The 25,700-nt window shown below is 60.0% G+C and carries 22 protein-coding genes and 2 pseudogenes; 7 read left to right on the forward strand and 17 right to left on the reverse strand.

Annotated features, from left to right (window positions below; genetic code table 11):
* Positions 1 to 188, forward strand: a 188-nt coding sequence (locus U8330_RS20235) for a hypothetical protein (protein WP_323107388.1), incomplete at its 5' end; no start/stop codon positions are given.
* 157 nt (positions 189 to 345) lie between these two features.
* Here the strand turns inward: U8330_RS20235 and U8330_RS20240 are convergent.
* The gene (locus tag U8330_RS20240) at positions 346 to 1,272 is read right to left on the reverse strand and encodes an ArdC family protein (RefSeq protein WP_323107389.1); all 927 of its coding nucleotides are present in this window, start codon (positions 1,270 to 1,272) and stop codon (positions 346 to 348) included.
* A 277-nt stretch (positions 1,273 to 1,549) separates the two neighbouring features.
* A complete protein-coding gene (locus tag U8330_RS20245) occupies positions 1,550 to 2,137 on the reverse strand; it encodes a hypothetical protein (protein ID WP_323107390.1) in 588 nt (195 codons plus the stop codon).
* Between U8330_RS20245 and U8330_RS20250 the strand changes: the two genes are divergently transcribed.
* Positions 2,136 to 2,291 (forward strand): hypothetical protein, encoded by a 156-nt coding sequence (locus U8330_RS20250; protein WP_323107391.1) that lies wholly within the window; start codon positions 2,136 to 2,138, stop codon positions 2,289 to 2,291. The genes U8330_RS20245 and U8330_RS20250 overlap by 2 nt on opposite strands.
* Before the next feature lie 218 nt (positions 2,292 to 2,509).
* On the opposite strand, the gene U8330_RS20255 is transcribed toward U8330_RS20250, so the two are convergent.
* From U8330_RS20255 to U8330_RS20285, 7 genes are all read right to left on the reverse strand, one after another.
* Positions 2,510 to 2,830 carry a hypothetical protein gene (locus tag U8330_RS20255; RefSeq protein ID WP_323107392.1) on the reverse strand — a complete coding sequence of 107 codons (321 nt, stop codon included), beginning with the start codon at positions 2,828 to 2,830 and terminating at the stop codon, positions 2,510 to 2,512.
* Entirely contained in the window at positions 2,827 to 3,735 is a 909-nt protein-coding gene (locus U8330_RS20260) for a DUF7007 domain-containing protein (RefSeq protein ID WP_323107393.1), read from the reverse strand. The genes U8330_RS20255 and U8330_RS20260 overlap by 4 nt, the downstream gene beginning before the upstream one ends.
* Positions 3,732 to 5,498, reverse strand: coding sequence for a ParB N-terminal domain-containing protein (locus U8330_RS20265; RefSeq protein WP_323107468.1), 1,767 nt, complete (start codon positions 5,496 to 5,498; stop codon positions 3,732 to 3,734). Before U8330_RS20265 ends, U8330_RS20260 begins: the two co-directional genes overlap by 4 nt.
* Before the next feature lie 513 nt (positions 5,499 to 6,011).
* Positions 6,012 to 6,635: a hypothetical protein gene (locus U8330_RS20270; protein ID WP_323107394.1), complete on the reverse strand. Its 624-nt coding sequence runs from the start codon at positions 6,633 to 6,635 to the stop codon at positions 6,012 to 6,014.
* A 267-nt stretch (positions 6,636 to 6,902) separates the two neighbouring features.
* On the reverse strand, positions 6,903 to 11,990 hold the full coding sequence (locus U8330_RS20275) for a DEAD/DEAH box helicase family protein (protein ID WP_323107395.1): 5,088 nt from the start codon (positions 11,988 to 11,990) through the stop codon (positions 6,903 to 6,905).
* A gap of 93 nt (positions 11,991 to 12,083) precedes the next feature.
* Positions 12,084 to 12,689, reverse strand: a complete 606-nt coding sequence (locus tag U8330_RS20280) for a DUF1419 domain-containing protein (protein WP_323107396.1) — start codon at positions 12,687 to 12,689, stop codon at positions 12,084 to 12,086.
* 73 nt (positions 12,690 to 12,762) lie between these two features.
* Positions 12,763 to 13,791, reverse strand: coding sequence for a DUF3991 and toprim domain-containing protein (locus tag U8330_RS20285; protein WP_323107397.1), 1,029 nt, complete (start codon positions 13,789 to 13,791; stop codon positions 12,763 to 12,765).
* Positions 13,792 to 14,002: 211 nt separating this feature from the next.
* Here U8330_RS20285 and U8330_RS20290 point away from each other — a divergent pair, with 211 nt between their 5' ends.
* The gene (locus U8330_RS20290) at positions 14,003 to 14,191 is read left to right on the forward strand and encodes a hypothetical protein (RefSeq protein ID WP_323107479.1); all 189 of its coding nucleotides are present in this window, start codon (positions 14,003 to 14,005) and stop codon (positions 14,189 to 14,191) included.
* A gap of 349 nt (positions 14,192 to 14,540) precedes the next feature.
* Here U8330_RS20290 and U8330_RS20295 read toward each other — a convergent pair whose 3' ends face one another.
* The 3 genes and pseudogenes from U8330_RS20295 to U8330_RS20305 form a co-directional block, all read right to left on the reverse strand.
* Positions 14,541 to 15,767: a patatin-like phospholipase family protein gene (locus U8330_RS20295; RefSeq protein WP_323107398.1), complete on the reverse strand. Its 1,227-nt coding sequence runs from the start codon at positions 15,765 to 15,767 to the stop codon at positions 14,541 to 14,543.
* Positions 15,768 to 16,113: 346 nt separating this feature from the next.
* The gene (locus U8330_RS20300; protein ID WP_323107399.1) at positions 16,114 to 16,545 is read right to left on the reverse strand and encodes a heme-binding protein; all 432 of its coding nucleotides are present in this window, start codon (positions 16,543 to 16,545) and stop codon (positions 16,114 to 16,116) included.
* A gap of 121 nt (positions 16,546 to 16,666) precedes the next feature.
* Positions 16,667 to 17,149, reverse strand: a pseudogene (locus tag U8330_RS20305) (FAD-dependent oxidoreductase); the annotation flags it as partial.
* 74 nt (positions 17,150 to 17,223) lie between these two features.
* Here U8330_RS20305 and istA point away from each other — a divergent pair.
* Positions 17,224 to 18,750 carry an IS21 family transposase gene (istA, locus tag U8330_RS20310; RefSeq protein WP_323107470.1) on the forward strand — a complete coding sequence of 509 codons (1,527 nt, stop codon included), beginning with the start codon at positions 17,224 to 17,226 and terminating at the stop codon, positions 18,748 to 18,750.
* Complete coding sequence (gene istB / locus U8330_RS20315) at positions 18,740 to 19,552, forward strand: IS21-like element helper ATPase IstB (RefSeq protein ID WP_323107400.1); 813 nt, start codon at positions 18,740 to 18,742, stop codon at positions 19,550 to 19,552. The genes istA and istB overlap by 11 nt, the downstream gene beginning before the upstream one ends.
* 39 nt (positions 19,553 to 19,591) lie before the next feature.
* Here istB and U8330_RS20320 read toward each other — a convergent pair whose 3' ends face one another.
* From U8330_RS20320 to U8330_RS20335, 4 genes and pseudogenes are all read right to left on the reverse strand, one after another.
* Positions 19,592 to 20,218: a hypothetical protein gene (locus U8330_RS20320; protein WP_323107401.1), complete on the reverse strand. Its 627-nt coding sequence runs from the start codon at positions 20,216 to 20,218 to the stop codon at positions 19,592 to 19,594.
* Between the two features lie 46 nt (positions 20,219 to 20,264).
* Positions 20,265 to 21,347 (reverse strand): ABC transporter substrate-binding protein, encoded by a 1,083-nt coding sequence (locus U8330_RS20325; protein ID WP_323107402.1) that lies wholly within the window; start codon positions 21,345 to 21,347, stop codon positions 20,265 to 20,267.
* Between the two features lie 878 nt (positions 21,348 to 22,225).
* Positions 22,226 to 22,835: pseudogene (gene scpB, locus U8330_RS20330) on the reverse strand (SMC-Scp complex subunit ScpB).
* Positions 22,759 to 23,547: a DUF1403 family protein gene (locus U8330_RS20335; RefSeq protein WP_323107403.1), complete on the reverse strand. Its 789-nt coding sequence runs from the start codon at positions 23,545 to 23,547 to the stop codon at positions 22,759 to 22,761. Before U8330_RS20335 ends, scpB begins: the two are co-directional and overlap by 77 nt.
* Here U8330_RS20335 and U8330_RS20340 point away from each other — a divergent pair.
* A complete protein-coding gene (locus U8330_RS20340; protein ID WP_323107480.1) occupies positions 23,449 to 23,793 on the forward strand; it encodes a hypothetical protein in 345 nt (114 codons plus the stop codon). The two genes, U8330_RS20335 and U8330_RS20340, sit on opposite strands and share 99 nt — an antisense overlap.
* A 132-nt stretch (positions 23,794 to 23,925) precedes the next feature.
* On the opposite strand, the gene U8330_RS20345 is transcribed toward U8330_RS20340, so the two are convergent.
* Positions 23,926 to 24,849, reverse strand: a complete 924-nt coding sequence (locus tag U8330_RS20345; RefSeq protein ID WP_323107471.1) for a LysR substrate-binding domain-containing protein — start codon at positions 24,847 to 24,849, stop codon at positions 23,926 to 23,928.
* A 107-nt stretch (positions 24,850 to 24,956) separates the two neighbouring features.
* Between U8330_RS20345 and U8330_RS20350 the strand changes: the two genes are divergently transcribed.
* Complete coding sequence (locus U8330_RS20350) at positions 24,957 to 25,700, forward strand: SDR family oxidoreductase (protein WP_323107472.1); 744 nt, start codon at positions 24,957 to 24,959, stop codon at positions 25,698 to 25,700.

The raw sequence follows: 25,700 nt of genomic DNA on the forward strand, positions 1-25,700 counted from the left end.
AGCTCTTGAAACGCGTAGACCGCTTCCAGAATGGACGGCGGATTTCCAACGAGTATGACCTTTCGCCGCTGGTCGAGCGGATCAAGGCAATCTCGCTCGATATGGCTCAAGCAAAGGAAGAGGCAGACCAGGCCAAGAGAAAGGCGGTTCGCCCAGGGACCCGAAAGCGCACAAAGGCAACGGTATAAAGGAGACCGAGATGAGCATGGGCTTATACGAATACATCTCTCTTGCGGTGGCTGTGGCCGGCCTCCTTGTTGCGGTTCTGCAGCTGCGTTCGCGTCGCTGACGGAAACGAGCAGGGCCGCCCCTTTGGCGGCCCCTCGATAAATCTGCGATAGGGCCTTACGCTACCCGCAGATCTACTGGTTTGAGCTCCTGGAGCGCGTGCAGATATGCGACGGCACGCTGCGCATGGGCGGCGGCCTGGAAGATGGCCCGTTTGTCATCCGTCAGCACTTTCAGCCAAGACTGAAGGTAGGAGGCATGGTCCGGCCGCGGCTCGAGTTCGGGAACGATCCCGAGGTCGGCGCAGAGGAAGCAACTCCCGAGTTCCGCAATGAGCTCTTCACGAGCTCGCTCTGTCCGATCTTTTGCATAGCGCGACAGGTCACGGCCGACGCGATGCTCTGCCGCCGTCCAGTGCGTCGCCTCATGGCTGAGGACGGCTGCATAACCGGCAGCATCGCGGAACGCCTCAAAGGGCGGCATCTGAATATAGTCCATGACAGGCGAGTAGTAAGCCTGATTGCCACCATGCCGGATGATTGCGCCCGTCGCTTTGAAGAAGCGATCGGCGCTCTCGAGGCGCTCGACAGGATCCCGAACCCTGGCTGGCGGGGCATAGTAGGTGTCTGGCAACCCATCGATCTGCTCGATATTGAACACCGAATACGCCTTTAGGAATGGGATTTCCCGATCGACATCGTTGCCGCTCTTGTCGGCCACCGATTTGGTGAAGCGACTGGCGAAGACGACCGTCGAGCCCGTTTCGCCCTTTCGCACGGCTCCGCCCAGTTCGAGAGCCTGTTTGAATGTCATCCACATCGAGGAGGAGAAGCCGCGCGAAACCTGCTCCGACCACAGCAGGAGCACGTTCATCCCCGAGTAGGGCAGCACATTGTGGCGCACCGGCCGGGTGATACGACCATCGGTGTTGGCGGCGCTCCACGGCTTGATCCAGGGGCGCACGCCCTGTTCGAGATCCTCGACGATCCGCTCGGTGATCCGCGTATAGATGTCGATACGATCCGTTTCCGTTTTCCTGACCATGACTTCCTTCTCCTTTTCTCAAGACCGCGTCTGTCGCGGTCTGTCACGGAGGTCCGAAGTCAGGGGCCGTTGGTGTGACCAAGCACCGGAACGGCCGCAACAGCGTGGAGGACGGCAAAGCCGTTGCATGGTCGCCCGGCTCCTGCAGGACCGCCGACCGGGACGGGCCGCGACCGGCACGTCTCCAGCTTTTCCCCTCGGCATGAAAAATGGCCGGCGCTTGCAGGCGCCAGCCTCGAAGGAAAGGAAAAGGGCGGGGTTGTCCCCGCCGATGGTATCATCCGAAGGCAGCCATCTGAGCTTCGGCCGCCTTGCGGTCGAGCGAAGCGCCCGGGTTCTCAACCGGCCGGTCGAAGGGCTTCCAGGTTTCGCCGACAACCTGTTCGTAGGCGGTGACAGCCCCTTCGGCTGCCATGCGCAACGCATGGGACTGGACACCCATGTCGGCCGCGAACTCCCGCTTGCGCTGGGCGCCGCTGTCATAGCCGACCGGACCGTCGAGATCCTCGTCGCGGGCATCGTTCGAGGCTTTGGCCGTTGCGTCGCGCGCCTCGGTGACGGCACGTGAGTAGAACTGTCCGGCGCCATGCGCCGATCCGACGAAGGCCCCGACGATCCGTTGCAGATGAATCTGCATGGCTTTCTCGCCCAGGCCTTCGGAGAGGCTTTCGGCGGTCTCGACGATTAGCCGCTCATGCAGGCTGCGGATGCCATCGCTGTCGACGATGGCCGTGCCGAAGCTTTCGGCAATCTTGTGCGCCTGCACGGCGTCGGGGCAGGAGAGGCGGACCATTTCGAGGGTGGTGCCGCGGCGGGATTGCGCCGATCGAGCGTTGGAGCGATTGGGAGTGGCGGGCTTGGCCATGTCTGTTCCTTCCGTGGCTGCCGAAGCGGTTCCGGCCCGTGCCGGTGTGCCCTTCGATGCGGACGACCAGAACCGGCAAGGGACGGGCGGCTTCACAGGTCCGATCCGACTGAACCAGCAGGGCAGGTTTGCGGGCCAGCAGGTCTTGACCTGAGCAGATCGCGGGATTGCCCTCGCGCAGAGAGGTGGGTCGGCCGCTCCGCGGCGCGCCAGCGGCCTTGAAACGACCGGCCGCCGGTTCAGACCGCAGCGAAAAAGAAGGGCAGTCCGGCACGGATCCGATATCAGATGCAAGCCGACGGCTGATGACATGGCCAAGCACGCCACCTTGGCGGTACCGGGCTGCTGACAGGCCACCCTGCAACCTCCATCTCAGGTCCACCTATCCCGCGACAGTGGGAAGGTCGCATCAGCGCACAGTTCGAATTCATCGATGACGTGCTGTTGCATTGCCAACCAGTGTGCGAGCGTGTCGAGTTCGGCCCATCGTTCGAAAGCCAGGCGGTCTGCCATCTCATGCCGGTAGAGCCGGAGGCCGGATCGGCGCCGTGCCCGGCTCCGGACTTTCATAGTGATCGCTTGCCGGCCGGCGCGGGCTGCAATCTGCCGGTTTAGACAATCGATATGCCGCTGGGTCTCACGCCGGGCGCCGATCGCGTTTTCCAGCGGTTTTGGAGCGAGGGCGTCAATCATGACCCATCCTCCCGACCTCGCCAGCCGATGAAGGAGGACGGCCCATGATACTCAGCATGCCGGACGGGATCGATGACAAAGCCGAACCGGCTGCGCCCGGCATACTCGTCGCTCGGGACCAGGAAGCGACGCTCATCGTTGTCTGCTGGCCGGTTATCCGCCCCTTGATTACTGGCGACGACCGCCACGACCTCGGTCATTCCGGGGTGCTGATCGGAAAAGATTGCAGATTTGACGACGTGGTCAGCGGCGTGACGCTGATCGAACGCCCTGCGATCCTTGGCCCAACTTTCACCCTCGGCCAGTTTGGAGCCGTGGATCGCCTCCCAGGCATCTGGCCAGGAGTTGCGGATGGTCTTCTCCGCCAGGGATCTCTCATAGCCGGTAAACAGTTCCGGAAAGCCGAGCGCCACGATCGCCCATTCGCAATCCTCCTCGTACCAGGGGGTGACTTTGCGCAGCAACGGATGGACTTTGCCATTGCGGTCGGAAGAAAGGTGGAAACCGCCGTGGCCGGCCGTGCTGTGGAAGACAACGCCATCGGCATAGACGACCGCCATTTGCGATCCGCCCCAGGGCGTGCTCGCCGCCGTGCGTGTCTGTGCGCGGTTCAGCGTAGCCAGATCGCGTTTGTGACCAGCGGTCTCGGTGACACGCACACGAAACTCGGCTTCGTCGGCCACCCGGCCATCGTGCCCGATGAAGTCGGTGCGCGTCAGCTCGGCGAGAGGCCGTCGTACGAAGACCGCGCTCGCAAGAAAGGCAAAGCCGCTGGGCGACGTGATCATGGCAAGCACGACGTCATCAATACGGGCGACGGGCATGCCATCGGCGCTGGTGGCAAACTCCACCCCCGAAAGATCGGGGGTGGGTGCTGCTGTGTTCGACTGGACAGCGGCGGTCATGCTGCTGCCCTCTGGTCGAAGTCCTGGTCGTGTTCTTCCTCGGCAGCGCCGTCAATGTCCTGCGGATCGTCCTGGCCAACCTCCTTGTCGACCTGCCCTGCCTGCTCTTCACCGGCGTCGTCGGCATCATCCTCGTCATTGCGTGAGCCAGTGCCGATGACATCGGTGGCGGCACCCGCCCTTATCCATTCAAGCAGCTCATCGGCCGGCGGCGCGAAGCGGCCGGACGGGTGGACGAAGTGCTCGCTCGCAAAATGCTCGACCAGCGCTGCGCGGGTTTCGCGCACCTTTTGCCTTGGCTGGACCGATGCTTCGGCGCAAGACGCTTCCAGCGCCTGGCGCGACAGGCACAAAAGGAAATCCTCCGAGCCCATGTTCGGCAGGTATTCATCCGCACCGATCACATCGCCGGCGATGCGCGAGATCATGCCGCTGTCCGACATGCCACGACGGCACGAGAGAACGTCGATCAGCACGGAGCGGACGGCGACCCGTAGCGTATCTTGTTCGAAATCAAGCTTGCCATGCTCGTCGAACAGCCCGACGGCGTGGCGCGAAAAGCGCTTACCGCCATAGAAGGTGCCATCGGCGCCGGAGTCGACGCGGACATTCTGCCCGGCAAAGGCCAGCACCATCAGCGCCATCAGCATGTCGTCCTCGATTGGAGCGCGGCCGAGCGCATCGTGGAGGGCATCGGTGCGGAAATCGCCGATCATGTCGTGGCCCTTCTGGGTCACATCGGGCCGGACCTTCGGCGCGGCGATTGCGTCGGTGTCGTCGCCACGTGCGACTGATCCGTCACCACCGGCGCCCTTCGGCTTCGCCGCCTCGGGTATGCGGTAATGGACCGTCTGCACCTTTCCATCGCGATCGAGATACATCGCCGCGTGGTCGGACTTGGACGGTTTGCCGTAAACCTGGCTTGCCTTCTTCGGTAGCTCCGGCTGGCCCCAGCTGTTGACGTCGACGATCCCGCCCTTTTTCGGCAGGTTGCTGGTCATCCATTCGTGCTGCGCGCCGAGAAAGCCCTCGACATTGGTCGTGTATCGGCCGTCCTGGTCAGCCGGCGCGAAGAGATCCTCGACCCACTCGATCCCGTAGGCTTGGGCGAGATCGTCGCCAAAACTCGCATCCTTTGCGTACATGCGCTTCTTGGTCAGCGCGTTTGCGATCTGCCACCAGGGTGCCGTGTCACCCTTCTTGGGCTTGTGGGCCTTCCAGACCTCTTTCTGGTCGACCTGACCGGCCGCAGCGATCACCCGCAACTGTTGCTCGTTCGGCATATCGCCGAGCGCCATCTGTTCGAGCATGGCCGGCAGGACGTTGGCGAGCAGGCGTAGCTTGCGGATCTGGCGGACGGGAAGGGCGAGAGCCACGGCGATCGCTTCCTCGGTCCAGCCGAGAGCCACGAGGCGCTCGATGCCGCGCCATTGATCGACGGGATTGAGCGGTTCACGGGCGCTGTTCTCGACCATGGAACGCATCGCGCCCCAAGAACCCGGATTGTCGTTAGCGGCGTCCACGACGAGGATTTCGATTTCTTCGAGGCCGGCGGCGATTGCGAGCCGGACCCGGCGATGGCCGGCATCAATGATGTAGCCGTTGCCACCATCCGGTTCCGGCGCGACGACCGGCGGCTGGACGATACCGACGGCCTTGATCGTGGCGAGCATCAGCGCATCCGCCTGCGGTGACGACTTCGAATGGCGCATCCGCTCTGGGTTTTCCTTCAGAGCGCGCGGGTCAATCTTCATGATCTGCATGGGACCGTTCCTTTCAGGAGAGTTCCGGACCGGCGCCTTGCCAGCCCTTCCTGTCTTCATTTTTTCTCGAAGACACCTCCCGGACCGCCGATCGGCCGGACTGACGCAACTGCGACCGAGCATCCCTGCTGCGAAGGACAAGCAGGGCTGACAGCCCTGCGAAGGTCGAGTGGCCGGGATGGCGCAGGTGGCCGTTGAGCGACAGCGGCGGCAGGAGGACCGATCGGCGAAGGGTTCCGTCCCTCCTCCATATATCCCATTTCTTTCTTGAAAAACCGGTGCACGCACGCTGCGGTCAGATCGGCACGTGAGAACCTTGGCTGGAAACAGAAACGCAAAAAGGGCGCTCGACCCGCGAGGGGAGCGCCCTTTTTTGATCCCGGACGATATCGAAAGCCACCGCAATTGCGGCGGCAGGATATCATCTGAACGGGAAGTAAAGCTCAGATATTGTCGATGACGGGAAGATTCAAGTCGGGCGTCTGCTAAGGGGACACGGCAGGAGAACGCCGGTCAGCGCAAAAGTCCGCTGCCTTCGAACTCTTCCCAGCCCTCCAGTAGCGTCGGCGGATCGTTGGGTTTTGCAGGCGGCGAGATCTTCGCCTTCTTCTTCAGGATACGCGTCAGCTTCGCCCGGTAAGCAGCCTCTCGGCGTTTTTCCGCTTTCGCCCCCGCATCTTCTTCGCGCCATTCATCAACGGCGCCGCGATCGAGAATATCTTCGACGACCTTGGGATCGAACACATGGAAGGTGATACGTTTCGCACGGCCGTTCAGTCTGACCGTTCTCGTACCGGCACTGGGCAGACGTCCATCTGCCAGCCATCGATGGCGCTCGCTCGGTTTGATCGTCAGGATATCCTGAATTTCCCGCGGAATGACGGGCAGGGTATCGATCGCCTCCATCGTCCGGGCGATGATGGCTGCCGCAGCCTTGAACTCGGTCTGTGCATTGGCAGGCATCGCCAAGGTCAAGTTACTGGCTTCGAGGTCGACCGATTTCTTCGCTGGGGCCGGGAGACGCGCCCGTATTTCCAAGAGTATCCCTTTTGCACGCACGGCTGAGCCCAACGTCGCCGAGGCGGGCAGGGTCCACGAACGGATGAGTTCGATTTCGGGCGTGTCGGACTTTGCCATGCTGTAGAAAATGGGATTGCCGCCACGTTACGTCAACGTACTTCGCACCGGTTTGGAGTTGATCGTGAACCGAGCGAGCAAACAGTCGGAAACGACAGGTAAAAAGAAAGGGCCGACGGAAGACCGCGGCCCATAAAGTGTGGAGATCTAAACCTCCAGAGGGGAACAGCTGTTGCGGCGGAACTGGGAGGTGACCGCCATATGCATCAGCTGTTTGCACTATGATGAAATTCTCATCGCGATGCACCTATTTTTTGTGCAGTGCAGCTATGCGGCGAGCGACTGGCTTGCGCTCGCATCAGTATCCGCGGCAAGCATCGTCTCGATCTCCCTGAACTGTCGGCGCTTGTTGGAAAGCTCCTGTGCGAAGGCAAAGGTGCCGCCATCTCGCGACTGATATGAGGCCAAGCGATGCCTGGCGTCTTCGAGCCGCCGGCGATACTGGCGCTGTTCTTCGTCGAAGCCATCAAGTGCATGCTCCAACCGTGAGACGGCACCAAGCGGCGTCACCGTTATCGCCAGATCGATCTCGTAGTCGGCGCCGGTGCGCTGAAGCAGTGTCTCGTAGCGATAACCATCGCCTTTGCCGAAGCGCTCCCCCTCGTAAACGAGATCGAAGCCACCGATCGTCGCCAGATGCACCTCGCCCTCCTGCTGCAACCGCAGAAGTGTGAGGATCTCCTTCATCAGCGCGCGACCGGCCTCCTTGCGTTCGGTATGGTCCTGACCGAGCACCTTCATCGTGAAGGCATCGCCCGTGGTTGGCCGCAGCCGCTTGATGTCCTCGCCAATTTCACCGATCCGACGGGTCGAGACCTCGATCTCGCGTTCGGCGTCGCGCATCTGCCGGCGGACGGCATATTGGTCGTCCTCATGGGCAGCGCGCAGGCGCTCGAGCCGAGCGATATCGGCCTCGAGTCCAGCTTTCTGCATCAGGCGCTCATCGCCAGACGCGATGGCCTTCGCCATAGCGAACTGATTGGCAGCGCCTTCACCGACATCTTCAAGGCGACGGATCGAGGTATCGCCAGACAGGGCCGCGGCGATGAAGCGTGCCTTGCGCTCGTTATTCTGCCACATGCTGGCGTCAAGACTTCCCTCCGTGGCATAGGCGAAAATATCGACCTCGTCATGCTGGTTGCCCTGACGCACAATCCGGCCCTCGCGCTGCTCGATCTGCGACGGCAGCCATGGAACATCCAAATGATGGAGCGCCTTGAGCCGCAGTTGAGCGTTGACCCCTGTGCCCATCGTCTCGGAAGAGCCGATGAGAAACCGGACCTTGCCGGCGCGGACATCGCCGAACAGCCGCTGCTTGGCCTCGGTCTTCTTATGGTCCTGCATGAAAGCGATCTGCGATCCGGGCACACCCAGCCGGATCAATTCGTCACGGATGAAGCGGTAGGCCGAGAAGCCGCGGGTCTTTTCGACATTGATCGTGCCGAGATCGGAGAAGATCATCTGGGCGGCGCCCGGGAGATCGAAATCCTTGCCATCAGGGCGGCGGTAGATGGCCTGACCGGTCTCCGTCCAGATCCGATGCGCATTGCGCACAAGCAGATTGAGCTTGTTGTCCACCTCATTGTCGGCCGCCGGCATCACGAGGCGCAGGTCGATTGCGGCGTGGCGGCCGTCTGTGATGACCGAGAGCAGGATGTCGTCACCGGGCTTGGCCGGACCTTCACGCTCCTCGATCGCCTTGATCCGGCCATCGAGCATTTTCTGGTAGCTCTTGAACAGCGCCGTCGGCTTGGCCGTCAGGATCTGCCGGCGGCCGGTCGAGATGTTGGGCACCTTCACATACTGCCGGAGATCGTCCGGCATGACGACATCGGCGAAAGACCGGAACATGGAGATCAGCTCGGGCACGTTAACGAAGGAGGCAAAGCGGCTGACCGGCTTGTACTTGCCGGATGGCTGGATCTCCAATTCCGTGGTCGTATCGCCGAAGCAGGACGCCCAGGCATCGAATTCGTGCAGCCCCCGCTCGGCGAGTGCCTCATGGCCAAGCAGGCGCTGGATGGAGAACATCTCGCCGAGCGTGTTGGTGATCGGTGTGCCGGAGGCCAGGACCAGCGCCCGGCCGGGATTGCGTGTCTCGATATAGCGGGATTTGACATAGAGGTCCCAGGCACGCTGCGAACCGTTCGGATCAATACCCTTTAGCGTCGACATGTTGGTGGCGAATGATAGCTTGCGGAATTCCTGCGCCTCGTCGACGACGATCTGGTCGACGCCGATCTCTGAGATCGTCAGAAGATCATCCTTGCGGGTGGCGAGGCCTTCGAGCCGCTCCTGCAGACCTTCCTTCAGCCGCTCGAGGCGCTTGCGCGAGACGCGATCCTCGCTGTCGACCTTGGTCAGCAAGTCCTCGTAAAGCTGCAGCTCGTCCTGGATCATTTCCTGTTCAAAGGCCGAGGGAACCGCGATGAAGCGGAACGCGGAATGGGTGGTGATGATCGCATCCCAGGTGGCGGTCGCGGCGCGCGACAGGAACCGGGCACGCTTGTCCTTGGTGAAGTTCGTCTCGTCGGCGACGAGGATGCGCGCATTCGGATAGAGGGCGAGGAATTCGCGAGCAGCCTGCGCCAGGCAATGGCTGGGGACGACAAGCATGGCCTTGGCGATCAGCCCGAGGCGGCGCTGTTCCATGATGGCAGCCGCCATCGTCATCGTCTTGCCGGCGCCGACGGCATGGGCGAGATAGGTCGAGCCATCGGCGATGATCCGCCAGATCCCGCGTTTCTGATGTCCATAAAGAACAAAGGCGCCAGAGGCGCCGGGAAGTTTAAGATGGGAGCCGTCGAACTTGCGTGGCGCGATGTTGTTGAAACGGTCATTATAGTCCCGCGCTAGCCGGTCGGTGCGATCGGGATCGGTCCAGACCCAGTCCTGAAACGCCTGCTTGATCCTCTGCAGCTTGTCGCGGGCGGCCTCGGTGTCGACAACATTGAGGACACGGCGCTCGCCATCGACGTCCCTGAACACGTCGAAGATCTGCGGGACCCGGCTGTTCAAGGCATCGGCAAGAAGATCGCCGGCATGGCGGCGGCTGGTGCCCCATTCGGACGTGCCGGCGGCGCTATAGCCGAGCTGACGCGCCTCCACCGTCCAGGACCCGAGTTCCGGCATATGATGGATGCAAATGTCGGCCTCCATCTTCTCCTTCACGAAGGCCACGACATCGGCGGCCGGTATCCATGGCGCCCCAAGACGCGCGGTGATGTCGGAGGGGCGAAGATCGGCCGGCTGAACATCAGTCAAGGCGCGAACATTGCGTTGATAAGCTGGATCGAGTTCGGCCGCAGCTTGGGCGGCGGCGAGCTTGGTACGGACTTCACCCGAGAGATATCCATCGGCTGTCTGCCACGATCCATCGGCCGGGTCACGGAAGATTGCCTCGCCGAGCTCGTCGACCACATCAGCGGGATCGTGGTGCAGCAACTCGGCGATATGGTCGATATCCACGTACCCGCGTTCGTTCAGCACGACAGCGAGCGCATCCGCAGGCGAAGTGATCGTCGGCGCTGCGGGCGGCGCGATTACGCGTTCGGAAAAGATCGGACCGGGCTTTGCCGTGTCGGTCTCCAGATCGTAATCCTCGATTGACGCCACCAGCCAGCAATCGGGGTCGTCACGGAAGGGTACAAGATTCGGCTGGCGATGGGTCTCCTTGACCCCGCCGGTCTCCGGATCCTCCTGGATCGAAACCGTCGTATGGTTGATCGGCCCGAAATCGCGGACAAAACTCGACCACGCGATACGCAACCGCACCTGAAGATCGCGCCAGGGGCGATCTGTCTCCTGCGCCTTCAGCACCTCGCGCACGCCGTCCCGGATCGGGATCAGCTTCGAGATGATCCGGATATGCTTTTCCGAGATACCGTCCCCGGCGCGGCCCTTGCGGATCGTGACCGGCACAGCCGATCCGTCGAGCATCTGCATCAGGCCTTTCGACCGATCGAGGAAGAAGCTGCCCTCGCGAACAGGTGCGCCCTTCGGCTGCAGATCGACAATTTCGGCGAGTTCGTCTTCCAGATCGATGTCGATGGGCGTCGGCTCGCCGTCGTAGAGGTCGGCCGGCAGAAGCTCGACGGCAGCGGAAAGCGCAGCTTCGAGATCCTCCCCATCCCGAGGCCGGCATGTGTAGGTCTCGCCGAATGGGCCCGAGGTCAGTGCATGGGTGCCGAGGACGAAGTCGGGATGCCGGGCGAACCAGCGATTGATGCGGATCGCACCTTCTTCGTCGGTGGCCGGCCTGACATCATCGACATCGAGCCACATCTGATCGCCTTCCGGCTCGCCCGGCTTGCGCTTGCGGAAGAAGAGGATGTCGACGACGACATCCGTACCGGCGCCGCGGCGGAAGCTGCCTTCGGGCAGGCGGATCGCGGCGACCAGGTCGGCCGACTTGGCGATATGCTCTCGCGCCGTCGTATCAGCCTTGTCCATCGTGCCATGTGAGGTCACGAAGGCGGCAACCGCGCCGGGCTTTAGGAGATCGATCGACCGGGCGATGAAGTAGTCGTGCAGGCGAAGGCCGAGCGACCGATAGGCTCGGTCCGATCGGACAGTGCGATCGGAGAAGGGCGGGTTGCCGATGGCGAGATCGTAGATCGGCGCCAGATCGGTGCGGGCGAAGTCGCCATTGATGATCCGGGCCTTCGGCTGCAGCAAGCCGACGATGCGGGACGTGATCGGATCCAGCTCAATCCCGGTGACATAGGCGGTATCGCGATAATGCTCCGGCATCAGAGCCGGAAACAGGCCCGTTCCGATGCCCGGTTCCAAAACCCGGCCACCGCGCCAGCCGAGTTTTGCGATCCCCGCCCAGATCGCCCTGATGATGAATTCTGGCGTGAAATGCGCATATTGGGTGCAACGCGCGAGCGACGAATACTCTGCGTCGGAGACTGCGGTTTCAAGCGAGGAGCCAAGTTCGTCCCAACCCTGCCGGAAATCGACCTCGCCCGGCCGGCGGAACATGCCATTGGCCAGCTCGCCAGCGCCGAAGCCGGTGAAGCGGATCAGCTGCGCCTGCTCCTTGGGCGTCGGCGGCCGATCCTGCTTTGCGATGCCGTCGGCGACGAGGATCGCCGCGACGTTAGCGCGGGCGCGATCCTTCCACGATGCACCCAGTTCGCGGTCGCCATCGAGATAGAAATTTGCCCGAAGTCCTGCCCGCCGCACGGGGGTGGCAGCGACGGGCAGGGCAGGAGCCGGCGGCACTGGATCGGGATCGTCATCATTGGCGGCATCGGGTTGGAAACCGCCAAATGCGGTGACGCCCAGGCCCAGCCCGGATGAAAGGGCGCTCGAGCCGAACATGTCGAAAGTGAAGGGATCGTTGCTCATAGGAAAGGCTCCTTTAAAAATTGGGATGAGCGCCAACGTCCGGTCGGAGACCCGACCGGCTGCAGCGCAGATTTTGCGGAGATGAGATCTGGCTCAGGCGGCCAGAATTGAGGGGAGGTGGCGCAGATGCACCGGCAGCTTGGCCGCGATTTCGTCGTCGGTCAGCGTATCGAGCACCTTCAGGAGAGTGCCTTCCTTGCCGCCATAGAGCATGATCGTCCGATGGCCCTGCATGGGCTTGGGCCAGCGGGAGCCGGCATAGCCACGATAGTCGTCCGCGGTGGTACTCCAGATATGCTCAAGCCGTTCTTCGCGGCTCATCGCCCGGACCGGCCGGGTTTCGCGGTCGAGGATCGCAGACCGCATCGCCTCGACCGAATTTTGATCGGCGAGGTCGCAATACGTATGAAAGTAACGGACGGTGTCATCGATCCGCATCGCGTAGAACACCGACGTCACGGAACCCGTCATGAACTCGCGCATCGCAAAGATCGGCCCCCGCATCCACAGCGGCGGCAGGATTTCTAGCATGTAAGTGTAGGAGGTCTCATCGATTTCGAACCATTCGCCGGAATAGGTGGCGGACTGATCACTTTCAAAACGATCTGGACGCTTGGCGTGCCGGTCGAACATACGGAACATGTCGGCGCGCTTGGCCACACCCTGAAACACTTTGCGGGGAAGGGATATCGAAGTCATCAGCCTGGTCCTTTCGGGGTTTGAGGACCGAAGGCAGCAATGTCGTTTCGACCTCACCATTCTCTTCAGTCCTTCATGACCCCTCCCGAGCGGCCGGCCTCGCGTCCGGGCGGGTCAAGGGCCGGCCTTGGCCGGGCGAAGCCTCCCTTGATGCGGCCGGCGCGCATGCGGCAGGCCTCATCTTCTTCTCCATTTTCTTTTCCTGTCTCTCCTTTTCTCTATTCTGCAAAACTTCGTTCCAGTCGTCCGCCGGCGGACGTAGCCGCTGCCAGTTGCAGCCGGACGCCTCAGCGAGTGCACGCAATCGCTCTGCGTAGACGTCCCCTTGGGAATTGGCATCCGTCGCGGCCACGAGTGTCAGTCCCGGCCGCTCAGCGAGTTCGCAAAGCGCGGCATCTGTCGCCGGTGACCACCCGCCGCCGGTGCTGAGATAGACTGTTCCCTCCCGCGAACCCTCGAGTGCTGCGAGGCTCATCGCGTCGATCGCGGCCTCGGTGATGCAAAGACGGTTGGCGTCAGACGGGCCGAACCGGAACAGAAGCTTGGAGCCCCCGGTCGAGAACCCGCGCCATTCGGGCCCTCGCTCTTCCCAGCCGACCACACTGCCATCAACCTGAACATGGGCGGCCCACATGCTTCCAAAGGGACCTTCTCGCAGGATGTCTTCCCGAATGGCCTGCCGGACTATGGCAGGCGGGATTGAGCGCTCCCAAGACAGATAACGCCACGCGCCCGATCCGGGCGAAGGCGAGCGCCGGCATCGCCAACGGTCACCAATGGCCTCGTCTGATACTGCAGACCGCGACGGACGCCATTCCGGCCGTGAAAGCTGAAACCCGACCAGCGCTGCGATAGCGTCCGCAGCGGCTGGGAACGTGGTTTTCTTGAGAACCATCGCGAGGCCGAACACGTCACCCTTCTCGTCACCCAGCGGATCGAACCAGCCTCGGCCCCCATGGGTCACGACAATGATGTTGCCACCATGCCGGTATTTGACGGCGCGACGCGTGCTTTCTTTCATATCTATTTCGTATCCAGCCTGCTCCAGGAGGGCTTCACAACTGACTCTGGCGCGCAGCGCCTCTAGTTCTTCTCGTCTCATGTTTTCTTCGGCCGCACGGCGGCCGTCCCTTCTTCATTCCCGCAATCTGCGGGCCACCTCTGTCCCGCCGTGAAGAGCGGAGGGGGCAAGGGCGCAGCGCGCAACTGACAAAAGTTGCAGCAGAGCGCTGCGGCGGAGCTTCCCTTGCGGCCGACAGGTCGCCAGCGGCAGGAATTGGCGGGTCTCAATGAGACCCGCGGGGGAAGTATTCATGCACGATCTCAAGATCGTCTTCGTCATCGAGTTCGTCGGACGGAAGGACGCCGAATTCGTCGCCGGATTTGAACAAGGTAATCGGGACCATCAGGTTGTTGCAGAGGTGGAAGGCGTGAGACTGGGCGAGAGAAAGATCGTGTGCCATCTTGAGGTGCTCCATCCGAAGCGGGCCAATTCCCGCTGATGGCTCCTCGAAGGAACAGGGACGGTCGCGATCACCGCGGAGACGAAGACGGAGCGGCGGCAGCTTGCTAGCCGACCCCTTGAGGGTTGATCGACGGAGATCCGAACCTGGTCCAGGACGCCATCACATGAAGCGGGATTGGTGTGCCTCCGGTGTTGCACAGAGCTGGCGCACGATCGATATCAAGGCGTAGCTCCCTTCGCTCAAACCGAGCGTATCAGAGGGACGCCAAAAAATCAGAAAAGCGAACTCATGCGGCGCATCTCGCAGCGAGTGCAGGCTTACGATGCGAAGCAACAGAAGTAGACAACGCCTATCCCCTTTCAAATGCTCTGATGACGTCGCGTCTTTACTGAATGGGGTCCGACGCAGCGACAGTGTCACTTACTGGTTGACTGCCAGTATCACTCGAGAACACCGGACGATCATGCCAAACCTTGCCCTCCATCGTAAGGCTGTAGCCTCTCTGGTAGACTGTCTGCATATAGGTCTGGTTGAACGGATCCAGAACCGAGTATGGCACTTGCTGATCAATCGACGCGACCTTGAAGTCGCTTTTGGATCGCTGTGCAAAGTTGTACAGGGCGAGCAGACCTTGCCGCGTCTGCGATTTTACCATCGCAGCATACGCCCTGCCAATCACTGGCAATGTTCGATTGTTCACGGTCGCGAACTCCGGGATCAAGGCGTTGTTGACAATGACGTTGATGTGAAAGCGCTTGGCCCCAGGCAGCCGGATGCGGGCGTCGGTCAAAGTGTCTTCCGGGAGCGTGAAGAATTGCATTGAGCTTCCGCCGTCGGAATGCATCTCCTCAATGTTGGTATCGCCCGCCCTGGCTCTAATCATCACGGCAGGAAATACGCCAGGGATTGATGCGGATGCCAGAAGCACGTTCTGGAAAAGGGCGACAGCATCTGGTCGGCCACTGTTTGCAATGGCTCCCATGTTCCAGGTCACCGGTCTCTGCGCGTCCAGATTTGTGGTGACAACGAATAGGCGCCGCCCCTTGCGATGCTCTGTTGCGATCTCGTCAAGCAACGAACGAGTGACATGCCGCTCAACCATTCGCCGCAAAGCTTGTCCCTTCAGGACACTTGCACCCAAAAGTCCCCCAGTCTTCCAGTTGAAATCGACGAGATCCCGAGCGCCGTCGCCGACGTAGAGCTCTTTGAGTGTTTCGTCATATCGGGAACCCAGGAAGGCAAAAGGAGCGATTAACGCACCGGTACTAACGCCGGTGACCACCTCAAATTCCGGGCGGTCTCCTCGTTTCGTCCAAGCGGAAAGAACGCCCACTGAAAACGCCCCGCCCGAGCCACCGCCAGATAAAGCCAACAGATGTACATCTTCGGACGCAGTCCCCACCAGCCATTGCGCAGGAGACGCAATGCTCTGAGGCGGAGCATCAGCAAATGCCCGCATGCCTTCGAAGCCCGGCACCTGTGCAGTTTGAACACGAGCGACATCATAGGCCGAACGCTGCGCCGTGGCACATCCGGCTAACACCATCGCCAGGCATAGGACGATGAGAAGAGTTGGCCGGCAACAGCCTCGAACAAGTGGAGAAGACAGCATTAGGCAAAACCCTCAAGGGGGTCGTAACCCTCCCGCGAACATGGACACTGAGCAGGATGCTGTCGCTTTGCTTGTAGGTTTTATTGTGGCGCTTGCAGTCGCAACGAATGTGCAATGTGCTTTCACATGCTGACAGCGACCAATCGACAAAATCTAATTTTTCTTGTTATATTTCAATATTTTATAAAAAATCAGATAATCTTTATTATGGAACAACTGCATCGAAGTTAAGCGTTATCGGGGCGGTTGGGCCACTATGGCTCGCTACACGCAACGTCGCGCGCCTCGCGAAAACCATCCATTTTCACTCTCAGCGCGCGCTGCGACGTAGGTTCGACTGACCGCCTCAACTCGGCTGTGCGGTGAGACCCATCGCTTCCACACCAGAGATTGCCGCGATCTCGTCATTATCTGAGGTGTCGCCTGTCACGCCTACAGCACCGAGCAACTCACCAGGCTGGTTTCGAACTAGGATGCCTCCGGGGACCGGCACGATATTTCCATTGGAAACTGCCGTGAGTCCAATGATAAAATGCGGGCGTTCCTGCGCTACGTTTTCGAGCCAGCGCGAGCCGAACCCTACGGCAAGTGCACCGTAAGCCTTGCCGAAAGCAATCTCAAAACGCAGCATGGATGCACCGTCCTGTTTCTGAAATGCGAGGAGATGTCCACCTGCGTCCAGTACCGCCACACTTAGCGGCTTAAAACCTCTATCCCTCGCGAAGGAGAATGTGTTCTCGATGAGCGCGTTGGCTATGGACAGGTTAAGCTTGGTCATTTTGTCTCCTTATAGATGCCTTCGGCGCGCTGATGGTGGTATCGCGACCGGTGTACTTAAGGATAGATCGCACAGCATCTTCAACGGAAGGCTCTGAAGATCGTTCACTGGCGACTCGTGTTCAAGCAACTCGGGCAGTTCCTGCCAAATTGCCAGCGACAACATCAGCCAAAAGCTCCGATGTCGCTGCCGACAATGTCCATCCCAAGTGGCCATGCCCGGTGTTGTAGAAGATGCCAGGAAGGCGGCCTTTGCCAACCCGTGGCATCATGTTTGGCATCATCGGGCGCAACCCTGCCCAAGGAACTACCTTACTGGTGGTGACGGTGGGGAATAGCAATCGGGTCCACTCCACCAAAGGCTTTATCCGATCATCTCTGATGTCGAGATTGAAACCGTTGATTTCAGCTGTGCCGGCAACACGAAGTCGATCATCCCCTAACCGGCTTGTTACGATTTTCGCTCGGTCGTCGAGCAAACTGACCCAAGGCGCGGCCGATTTCGCCTTCTCGTCGTCAAGCTGAACCGTGATCGAATATCCCTTCACCGGGTAAATGTTCACGCGGTGTTGATTTGCACTGAGAGCTGACCCGGGATTGCGGGAAATTATCACTGAGATTTGACCCATGTTTCAATCATCCCTCGCGAGGTTTCGGCGGGGGCTCTGGAGTGATCGACATGGCGTTACTAAGCGTAATCCGACGCTGGCATTTTCGAGAGCATCTATCGATCCGGGAGATTTGCCGCAGGACCGGCCTGTCCCGGAACACTGTCCGCAAATACCTGCGGCTGGACGGCGTGGAGCCGAAATTCAAGGTCCCCGAGCGACCGAGCAAGCTTGATCCGTTCGCGGATCGGCTGTCGGCCTGGCTGAAGACGGAATCGAAGAAGGGCCGCAAGCAGAAGCGTACCCTGAAGCAGCTCCATACCGACCTGGTAAGCCTCGGCTATGACGGTTCCTATTGCCGAGTTGCAGCCTTTGCCCGCGAATGGAAGGCAGACCGGCAGAGGGAATTCCAGACGACAGGGCGCGGAACGTTCGTGCCTCTGGCCTTCGAACCGGGCGAAGCGTTCCAGTTCGACTGGTCAGAAGACTGGGCGATCATCGGCAATGAGCGCACCAAGCTGCAGGTGGCGCATACGAAGCTGAGCTACAGCCGCGCCTTCATTGTTCGGGCCTATCTCCTCCAGACGCATGAGATGCTGTTCGATGCCCATAATCATGCATTCCGGGTCTTCGGGGGTATCCCCGGCCGCGGCATCTACGACAACATGCGAACGGCAATCGATAAGGTCGGACGTGGTAAGGAGCGCGACGTCAATGTCCGTTTCCTGGCGATGGCCAGCCACTATGTGTTCGAGCCCGAATTCTGCAATCCCGCGTCTGGTTGGGAGAAAGGGCAGGTCGAGAAGAATGTTCAGGATGCGCGTCATCGCTTCTTCCAACCTGTTCCGCGCTTTCCATCATTGGATGCCCTGAACGACTGGCTGGAGCTCCGATGCAAGGAGTTCTGGGCAAAGACGCCGCACGGACAGATGCGCGGCACCGTCGCCGATATATGGGCTGAGGAAGCTCTGGCGCTGATGCCTGTTACCCGGCCGTTCGACGGCTTCGTCGAATATACGAAGCGGGTCACGCCAACCTGCCTCGTCCATCTGGAGCGCAATCGCTACAGCGTCCCGGCATCCTTCGCCAATCGACCGGTGAGTTTGCGGGTCTATCCGGATCGTGTCGTGATCGCTGCGGAGGGCCAGATCGTCTGCGAGCATCGTCGCGTCATCGATCGTTCTCATGATCGGCCGGGACAGACGATCTACGACTGGCGGCACTATCTGGCGGTGGTGCAACGCAAACCAGGCGCTCTACGCAATGGTGCGCCCTTCATCGAGCTACCGGACGCATTCCGGACCTTGCAGCAATATCTATTGAAGAAGCCGGGTGGCGACCGGGAGATGGTCGATATCCTTGCCCTTGTTCTCCAGCACGACGAACAGGCCGTGCTGTCGGCGGTCGACATGGCGCTGAAGTCCGGCGTTCCGACCAAGACCCACGTGCTGAACCTGCTGCATCGCCTCGTCGACGGTAAATCCTTCACACCACCGACCGTCGACGCGCCTCAGGCCCTGACGCTCACCAACGAGCCAAAGGCCAATGTCGAGCGATACGATACCTTGAGAAAGACGGAGGTTCGCCATGCGTCATAATCCGGCAAGCGGCGCTATCGTCATCATGCTGCGGCAGTTGAAGATGCACGGCATGGCCCAGGCCGTCGGCGAACTCACCGAGCAGGGATCGCCAGCGTTCGAGGCCGCCATCCCGATCCTGTCGCAGCTCCTCAAGGCCGAGACCGCGGAACGTGAAGTGCGATCGACGGCCTACCAGCTGAAGACGGCACGCTTTCCAGCCTATCGTGATCTGAACGGCTTCGACTTCACCAGCAGTGAGATCAACGAGGCGCTGGTCCGTCAGCTTCATCGTTGCGACTTCCTCGACGAGGCCAACAACATCGTCCTCGTCGGCGGTCCCGGCACGGGCAAGACGCATGTCGCCACGGCCATCGGTGTCCAGGCCATCGAACATCATCACAAGCGGGTTCGGTTCTTCTCGACCGTGGAGCTAGTCAATGCGCTGGAGCAAGAGAAGTCCCAAGGTCGCCCAGGCCAGATCGCCAACCGCCTGGCACACTCCGATCTCGTCATCCTCGACGAGCTCGGCTACCTGCCGTTCAGTGCTTCAGGCGGTGCGCTGCTGTTCCATCTGCTGAGCAAACTCTACGAGCACACGAGCGTCATCATCACCACCAACCTGAGCTTCAGCGAATGGGCCAGCGTCTTCGGTGATGCCAAGATGACCACCGCGCTGCTCGACCGTCTCACGCATCATTGCCACATCCTCGAAACCGGAAACGACAGCTTCCGCTTCAAAAACAGTTCGGCCCATGAGCCCAAAACGACGAAGGAGAAACGTAGGAACTTGACCACGACCGCAGACCCGAAACATACCTAATAGGCGGGTCACTTCTCGGCGCAAATCCCGGGTCAGCTCTCAGTGCAAATCAACACACAGAGGGATCGTCACATTGAAATGAGCTTCACACCTCGATGCGCCCAGGGACTGGGCGGCTTCCATGTAGCGCGGACTCAAGTTCATAATCGCCCCTGATATGATTAAAATGGATAGCGGTATCTGGTAATGTAGAAGTCCTGCGAAAACGTTCATGTAAACATAAACATTGCTATTAGTCGAATAACCAAAATATTGTATAAATGATCCTATTCCGCTCACCGATCCAAAGGTCAACTGAATAGCATATATACGGACCGTGGAGCTTAGAAACATTAGCCCTATGAGAGCGGAAATACTTATTCGGCGGCCGACACTACCCATGTGTCTTGCAACATAATTTGCAACGGGGAACGAGACGAGGATAGCCAGAAGAGCCGAAAGCGACGCAATCAGGTACGTCTGCAGGAAGTAGGTTGCGTAGACTGGATTGAGCAATTCTGTATAATTGGCAACAGTGACTAGTGCTCCCTCGGACGCCCCCACCCTTCCTGGGACGAATTCTCTCACGCTCTCATTTGCGACGATGAGCATCGGAGCGACCAGAAATGCTATTAATATCATCAACGCTGGCGCCAGAAGCACCAGCGTTGGCTTTTTACTCAACATATTACTGTACTCCCGGCAGATGCGCAGGCTTCAAATAGTGCACTGATTATAGAAGAGGCTGAATTTCCTGCTCCCAGCGGCTCATCCACGCACTAGCCTGCGTACCAATGTATGACCAATCTGGAACATATACGAACTTATCCATCTCAGCGTCCGAGAACATCAGCGACTTCACGCTTTCAGATGCCGTCGATTGCTCATTTGTGGGAATCCCGTCGATTGCAGAATTAAAAGCGCCGTTATTTTCAGGGGAAATTAGAAAATTGACCAGTTTGAATGCCGCGTCTGAGTTCTTTCCTTTGAGGACACACCATCCTTCTTGATAGACGAATGTTTTAAAGCCACTCTCCGGTTCCATTTTGGTTAGTAGTTTTAATTTGAAGTCTCGTTGCAGATGGACTGATGACGTGCCCGTGAGAAACGTCACACAAGTCTCTCCAGTGCTGATGGACGACTGAATATCTTGGTCCGAGCTTGCGATGCGCCCAATGTTGCCACTGGTGGCTAGCTTTTTCATATAGTCCCAAGCGGGTTCCATATTTCTCTCGTCACCGCCAAAGTGAAGCGCCAATGAAATCATCTGCAGGTTTGACTGCAGTGTCGGAGCCGGGAAGCATATCTTTCCCTTCAGCCGCGGGTCTAGCAAATCGTCAAGCTTCGTGATGACGAATGGTGTCTGATCTTCTCGATAAAGCCAGCTATTTGAACTGATTGTGCGAGGAATGTTTACTATATTTCCTGCATTGTCCTTGAAGAGCAGTTTTTTCGGTATATGGGCTAGGTTGGGGACTTTTTCGATTGTTACCGGTTCCGCCCATCCTTCAGCGGAGACCGTCCGCCACGAAACATCCCACCCTGCCAGCAGATCGATGCCGGAATTCGGCCAAGATGCCTTAATTTTTGGAAGGATCGCTGCTGCGCCGCTTGAGTAAAGTTGCCAATTGACGTCAACGTCTGATTGCCCGGCAGCCAGTTTCTTTATCGCATCGAGGTATGGGTTACCCCATTCTGTAGCGGTGATGCGCTGCGCTGCATTAGCAGACGGGGAGGTTAGAGCACCACTGATGCCAACCACTGCTGCAGTCGATGCAACCCCCCGCACGAGGTCTCTACGCGATATCGTGAACATTACGGTTCTCCCGTGTTAGATTTTCCCACTCTCGTCTCAACTTTTTTGCTTTTTATGAGACTTGTTAGCCTTCATTCGGCTTTCGCTGAGGATGGCGCGAATGTGTCGGGGGGTGAGATCAAAAATCTGCCGGGATTGATGAATTAGCTCCAAAATCCCTGCTCATATGAAATGAAATGTCAGCGCTGCAGGCTCGCGGTGCCCATCGAGCTGACATTCTCATCGCAGGGGTCGACACCGAACGCATCGCTTTGAACGTTAAGTCGCTGAAGTTGATCCAGTGTACCAGTGGCGGCGTGAACAGAAACGCACCTTTCGACTGGCTCGGGCCGTCTATGATCATTACGAACGCGAGTGGGGTGCACGCCGAACAACCTAGCGAGTTCGCGCTCATGGCAGCCATGATGTTGCACGAGCACGTGCCGGCGATCGCCACGAGACAACGGCAGCGCGTCTGGTTGACACAGTTTCGAGACGTGAACGAAAGGCGACGTGTCCTAATATATGGGGTCCGAGCATTTGGTGGGGTTTTAGCCAGGCGACTGAGTAAGGAAGTCTTCCATGTAACGGGGGTAAGGCGGAGCGGAAGGCCGGCTGCTGCGGTGGAGCGGATGATAACTCCCGACCAAGAGCGCATGCCGGTATTCAGAGAGTTGCTGCAATCTGCTGTACGCAGCCGTGTCCGCGTCTATGCCACGAACGCTTAGAAACAAAAAGCCCGTCGCGGGAGGAGGTGTGCTGCTTTCGGGCGCCGGGTCTCTGGGAGGAGGTAGATCGTCAGTGCTGGTTTTTCTATCTCAACTGAGAGCCAACGGGACAAGTTCCAGCTGTGCATGGGAGCCATGCGCCCCTCGGTACACGCAGCGGTCCCATACTGTCTAGTCGGCGAGTTCGTCCGGATTGCTTGGCAGCAGGTCCGAGGAGAACAGCCTGTCCTTTGACAGCAGCCCCGCATCTTCGATGCGCTTCGCGATCCGGCAGGTCGCGCAGTGTCTCAAGCTCAAAATGCACCAGCAACGCCTTGGTCATGACGTAGGTGTAGGGCGCGTCAGGCGTCGGGCTGCGCGGACCCGAGGCAATAAAATCGCGCTCGCGCATTATGCCGATCAGATCGCGGCTGACTTCCTTGCCAAAGAAGTCGCCGAGGGCAGCACGTGTGATCGGCTGGAAATACGCGATGCACATCAGCACTAGCGTTTCGGACTGAATGAGGTCGACCACCTGCGTGACGGTATTGCCGCTGATCCGAATGGCGTCGGCATGGACCGGCCGCGTCAGATGCTTCCAGCCACCGGCGACCATGACCAGGTCATAAGGGCGGCCGCGAAGCTCGGTGCGGATGTCGCCGATAATCAAATCGACGCTGCAGTTGCATCCAACGACCCGCGCAAGGATGTCGCGGGGCACCGGCTCACTGGCGGCAAAGATAACCGCCTCGACCCTCTGCATCCATTCCCGCCAGCGCACTTCGGGCGGCAAATGTTCCAGCTTCGGATCGAAGAGCGGATCCCGCGCGAGCGCAGCAGTGCCTCTTCTGCTCCCAGGCCACAAATCCGAAACGCTGGCCGGCCGGAGAGTTCGCACACCGCACCGAGTTCAACCAGCCGCAAAAGAAGCGGCGCAGGCCGCGATCACTCATCCAAGAACCAGCTGGGATGCGACCGCAGCATCTTCGTTCAAAAGTTTTGCAACGACATTGTCCGATCCCTTCGCGCGACGCTGAGCAATTGATCGGAACGGCGCGCCAGCTCTGCCGCGAGATCGATGGCGCGAACCGCGGCGGCAGCCGCACTGTGCAGCATCTCTCGCGCCCCCTGCCCGCTTCACGATCAGCGGCGGACCGACGTGCCCCAGGCGATCCAGCTGCACTTCCGAACAGTGGAACAGCGCGCTCCCAACGTGATATCTTTGCCAGCAAAGCATCCGCCAGCCACAGCGTTATGTCGCGCGGCACCCCGAGCCTCAGCGCCTGGTGCAACAATGTAGTTAGCCCAGGCATCCCATGCTCAGCGCATTGCGCCAGAAGATCGTTCAGCGCATCGAGCACCGCGTCGCCGAGGCGTTGGCCGAACAGCTCGGCGAGCCGCATTAGCGTATCCGCGTGCATCAGCGCGTCGGGGTCAAGCTCGACCAGAAGCCGCCATCCCAGCTGGGTGTCGCCGGCCAGGCCGACGGCGTCGCCGGGCCGCGTCAGCAGCACGGCATCGCGCAGTTCAGTTTCCCCCTCGATGCGACCGAGCCGCCGCGCGGTCGCGGCGAAAAGCGCCTAGCGCTGGCGCCAGACGCCGTCGCAAAGCCGCTCGGCCCGCACCTCGTTATCAAGAAGTGCGAGTGCGCCGCCGAACGCCAAGGATTCCTCAACACCTTCCGAGGAATCGATGGCCTGCCGCAACCATCTCGGCACGACGCTCGTCGTCGCGACCGAGGCTCTTTGAAGAGCGCCTGACCAAGGTCTTGCGGGCGATTGGGGGGCGAGAAACATCCTCCCACTCTGAATTATGACGGCGCTATCTGCAAGCAAATAGCAAGGTTTTCGCCGCGCCTGTCGCTTCTCAATAATGACGGATAATCGCGCCGGTTATTCCAACACCGGTCGTAACATTCCCAGATTTGTCACCCAGTCGTGAAAAGCCGCAACCTCATATCGCCGAAGAGCCTTTCCTGAGGCTACAACGTAATAGGCCCATCGGACCGGCCATTTCACGTCCAGCAGCAGGGGAACCAGTCGACCGCTTTCGATTTCCTGAGCCACCAGCGCCTTTCTCACCAGTGCGACGCCCCGGGCCGCTACGGCCGCATTGATGACCGCCGCCGTGGAATTGATCTTGAGCCCTCTATCGTCGGGGACATGGTTTGCCCCCGCGCGCACCAGCCATTCGGCCCAGGTCGGGAAGTCCCCGCCGGGATGCGGGGTGCCATCATGGATCAAGGTTTGCTCGGAAATCCAGCCGGCGGTCACTTCCCTGTCGGTCGGCAGCAGCTTGTTGTGGCAGACGGCGATGATCTCCTCGGCCATGAGGTATTTCGATTTCACACCCTTCCAGTTGCCCAGCCCGCACCTGATGCCGATATCGGCCTCCCCTTGCGCGAGATCGATCACACGATCCGACACGTCGAGCCGGACATCGACGTTGGGGTACTGGGTCGAAAAATCCTCCAGCCGGGACATCAGCCAGTTTGCCACGAGAGCCTGTGACGCCGTGACGACGACAATGGATCGCGCCCTGCGCCCGCGCAGTTTTTTCAGGCCGGATTCCAGGAGATCCAATCCCTGTGCGATATCGTCGAGAGCCTCGCGTGCTTCATCGACGGCGGTCAGCCGCTCCGTACCGGAACGGCTACGCTTGAAGAGAGGGTAGCCCACCCAGTCCTCCAGCGAGCGAACAAGCTGGCCGACCGCAGGCGGCGTCACGTCAAGTTCTGCGGATGCGCCGACATAGCTTCCGTGTCTCGCGGACGCCTCCAAAGCTTGCAGCGACTTCAGTCTGGTGAGATTTCTCATGTTGATCACGACAAAGATTTTCTTTCTTGTCGATATGGCGTCTTTTCCTCGCGAATGCAAACGACACGGGATAGCTAAGGGCACCTGATACGAGGAACGATGAGATGATGCTCGAAGGAAAGACCGCATTGGTGACCGGCGGATCAAGCGGGATCGGGCTTGCCGCTGCCCGGTTGTTGACTGAGAACGGCGCCCGCGTCGCAATCACCGGGCGCTCCGTCGAGAGGCTGGACGCCGCCGTCGCAAAACTTGGCAATCAGGCAATCGGTATCCAGGCAGATGTGACGGCGCGAGCTGACCTGACGCGTATGAATACGACGATCGAGCAGACGTTCGGTTCTCTCGACATCGTCTTCGCCAATGCCGGCGTTGCAATCGGCACCCCGCTTTCGACCACGGACGAGGACGCTTATCACAAAATCATGGATACCAACGTCAAGGGCGTGTTCTTCACGGTTCAAACCGTGCTTCCGCTTCTGCGCGATGGCGGTTCGATCATCCTCAACACGTCGTGGCTCAAACAGGTCGGAACGCCCGGCCGGGCTATCCTGTCCGCGTCGAAGGCGGCGGTGCGCTCCTTCGCCCGGACGATGTCGGCGGAGCTCCTCGATCGCCGCATCAGGGTGAATGCCGTCAGTCCCGGCTCTATCGAGACGCCAATCCATCGGGGAAGCAACCAGACCGAGGACGAGTTTCGCGCCTATGCGGACCGTGTCGGGGCGCAGGTGCCGCTCGGTCGAATGGGACGACCGGAGGAGATCGCAGCAGCCGTCCTCTTTCTCGCAAGCGATGCTTCAAGTTACATGCTTGGGGCAGAGATGGTCATCGACGGCGGCAGATCGGAGCTTTGA

Source organism: Rhizobium sp. CC-YZS058 (genome assembly GCF_034720595.1).
GTDB lineage: Bacteria > Pseudomonadota > Alphaproteobacteria > Rhizobiales > Rhizobiaceae > Ferranicluibacter.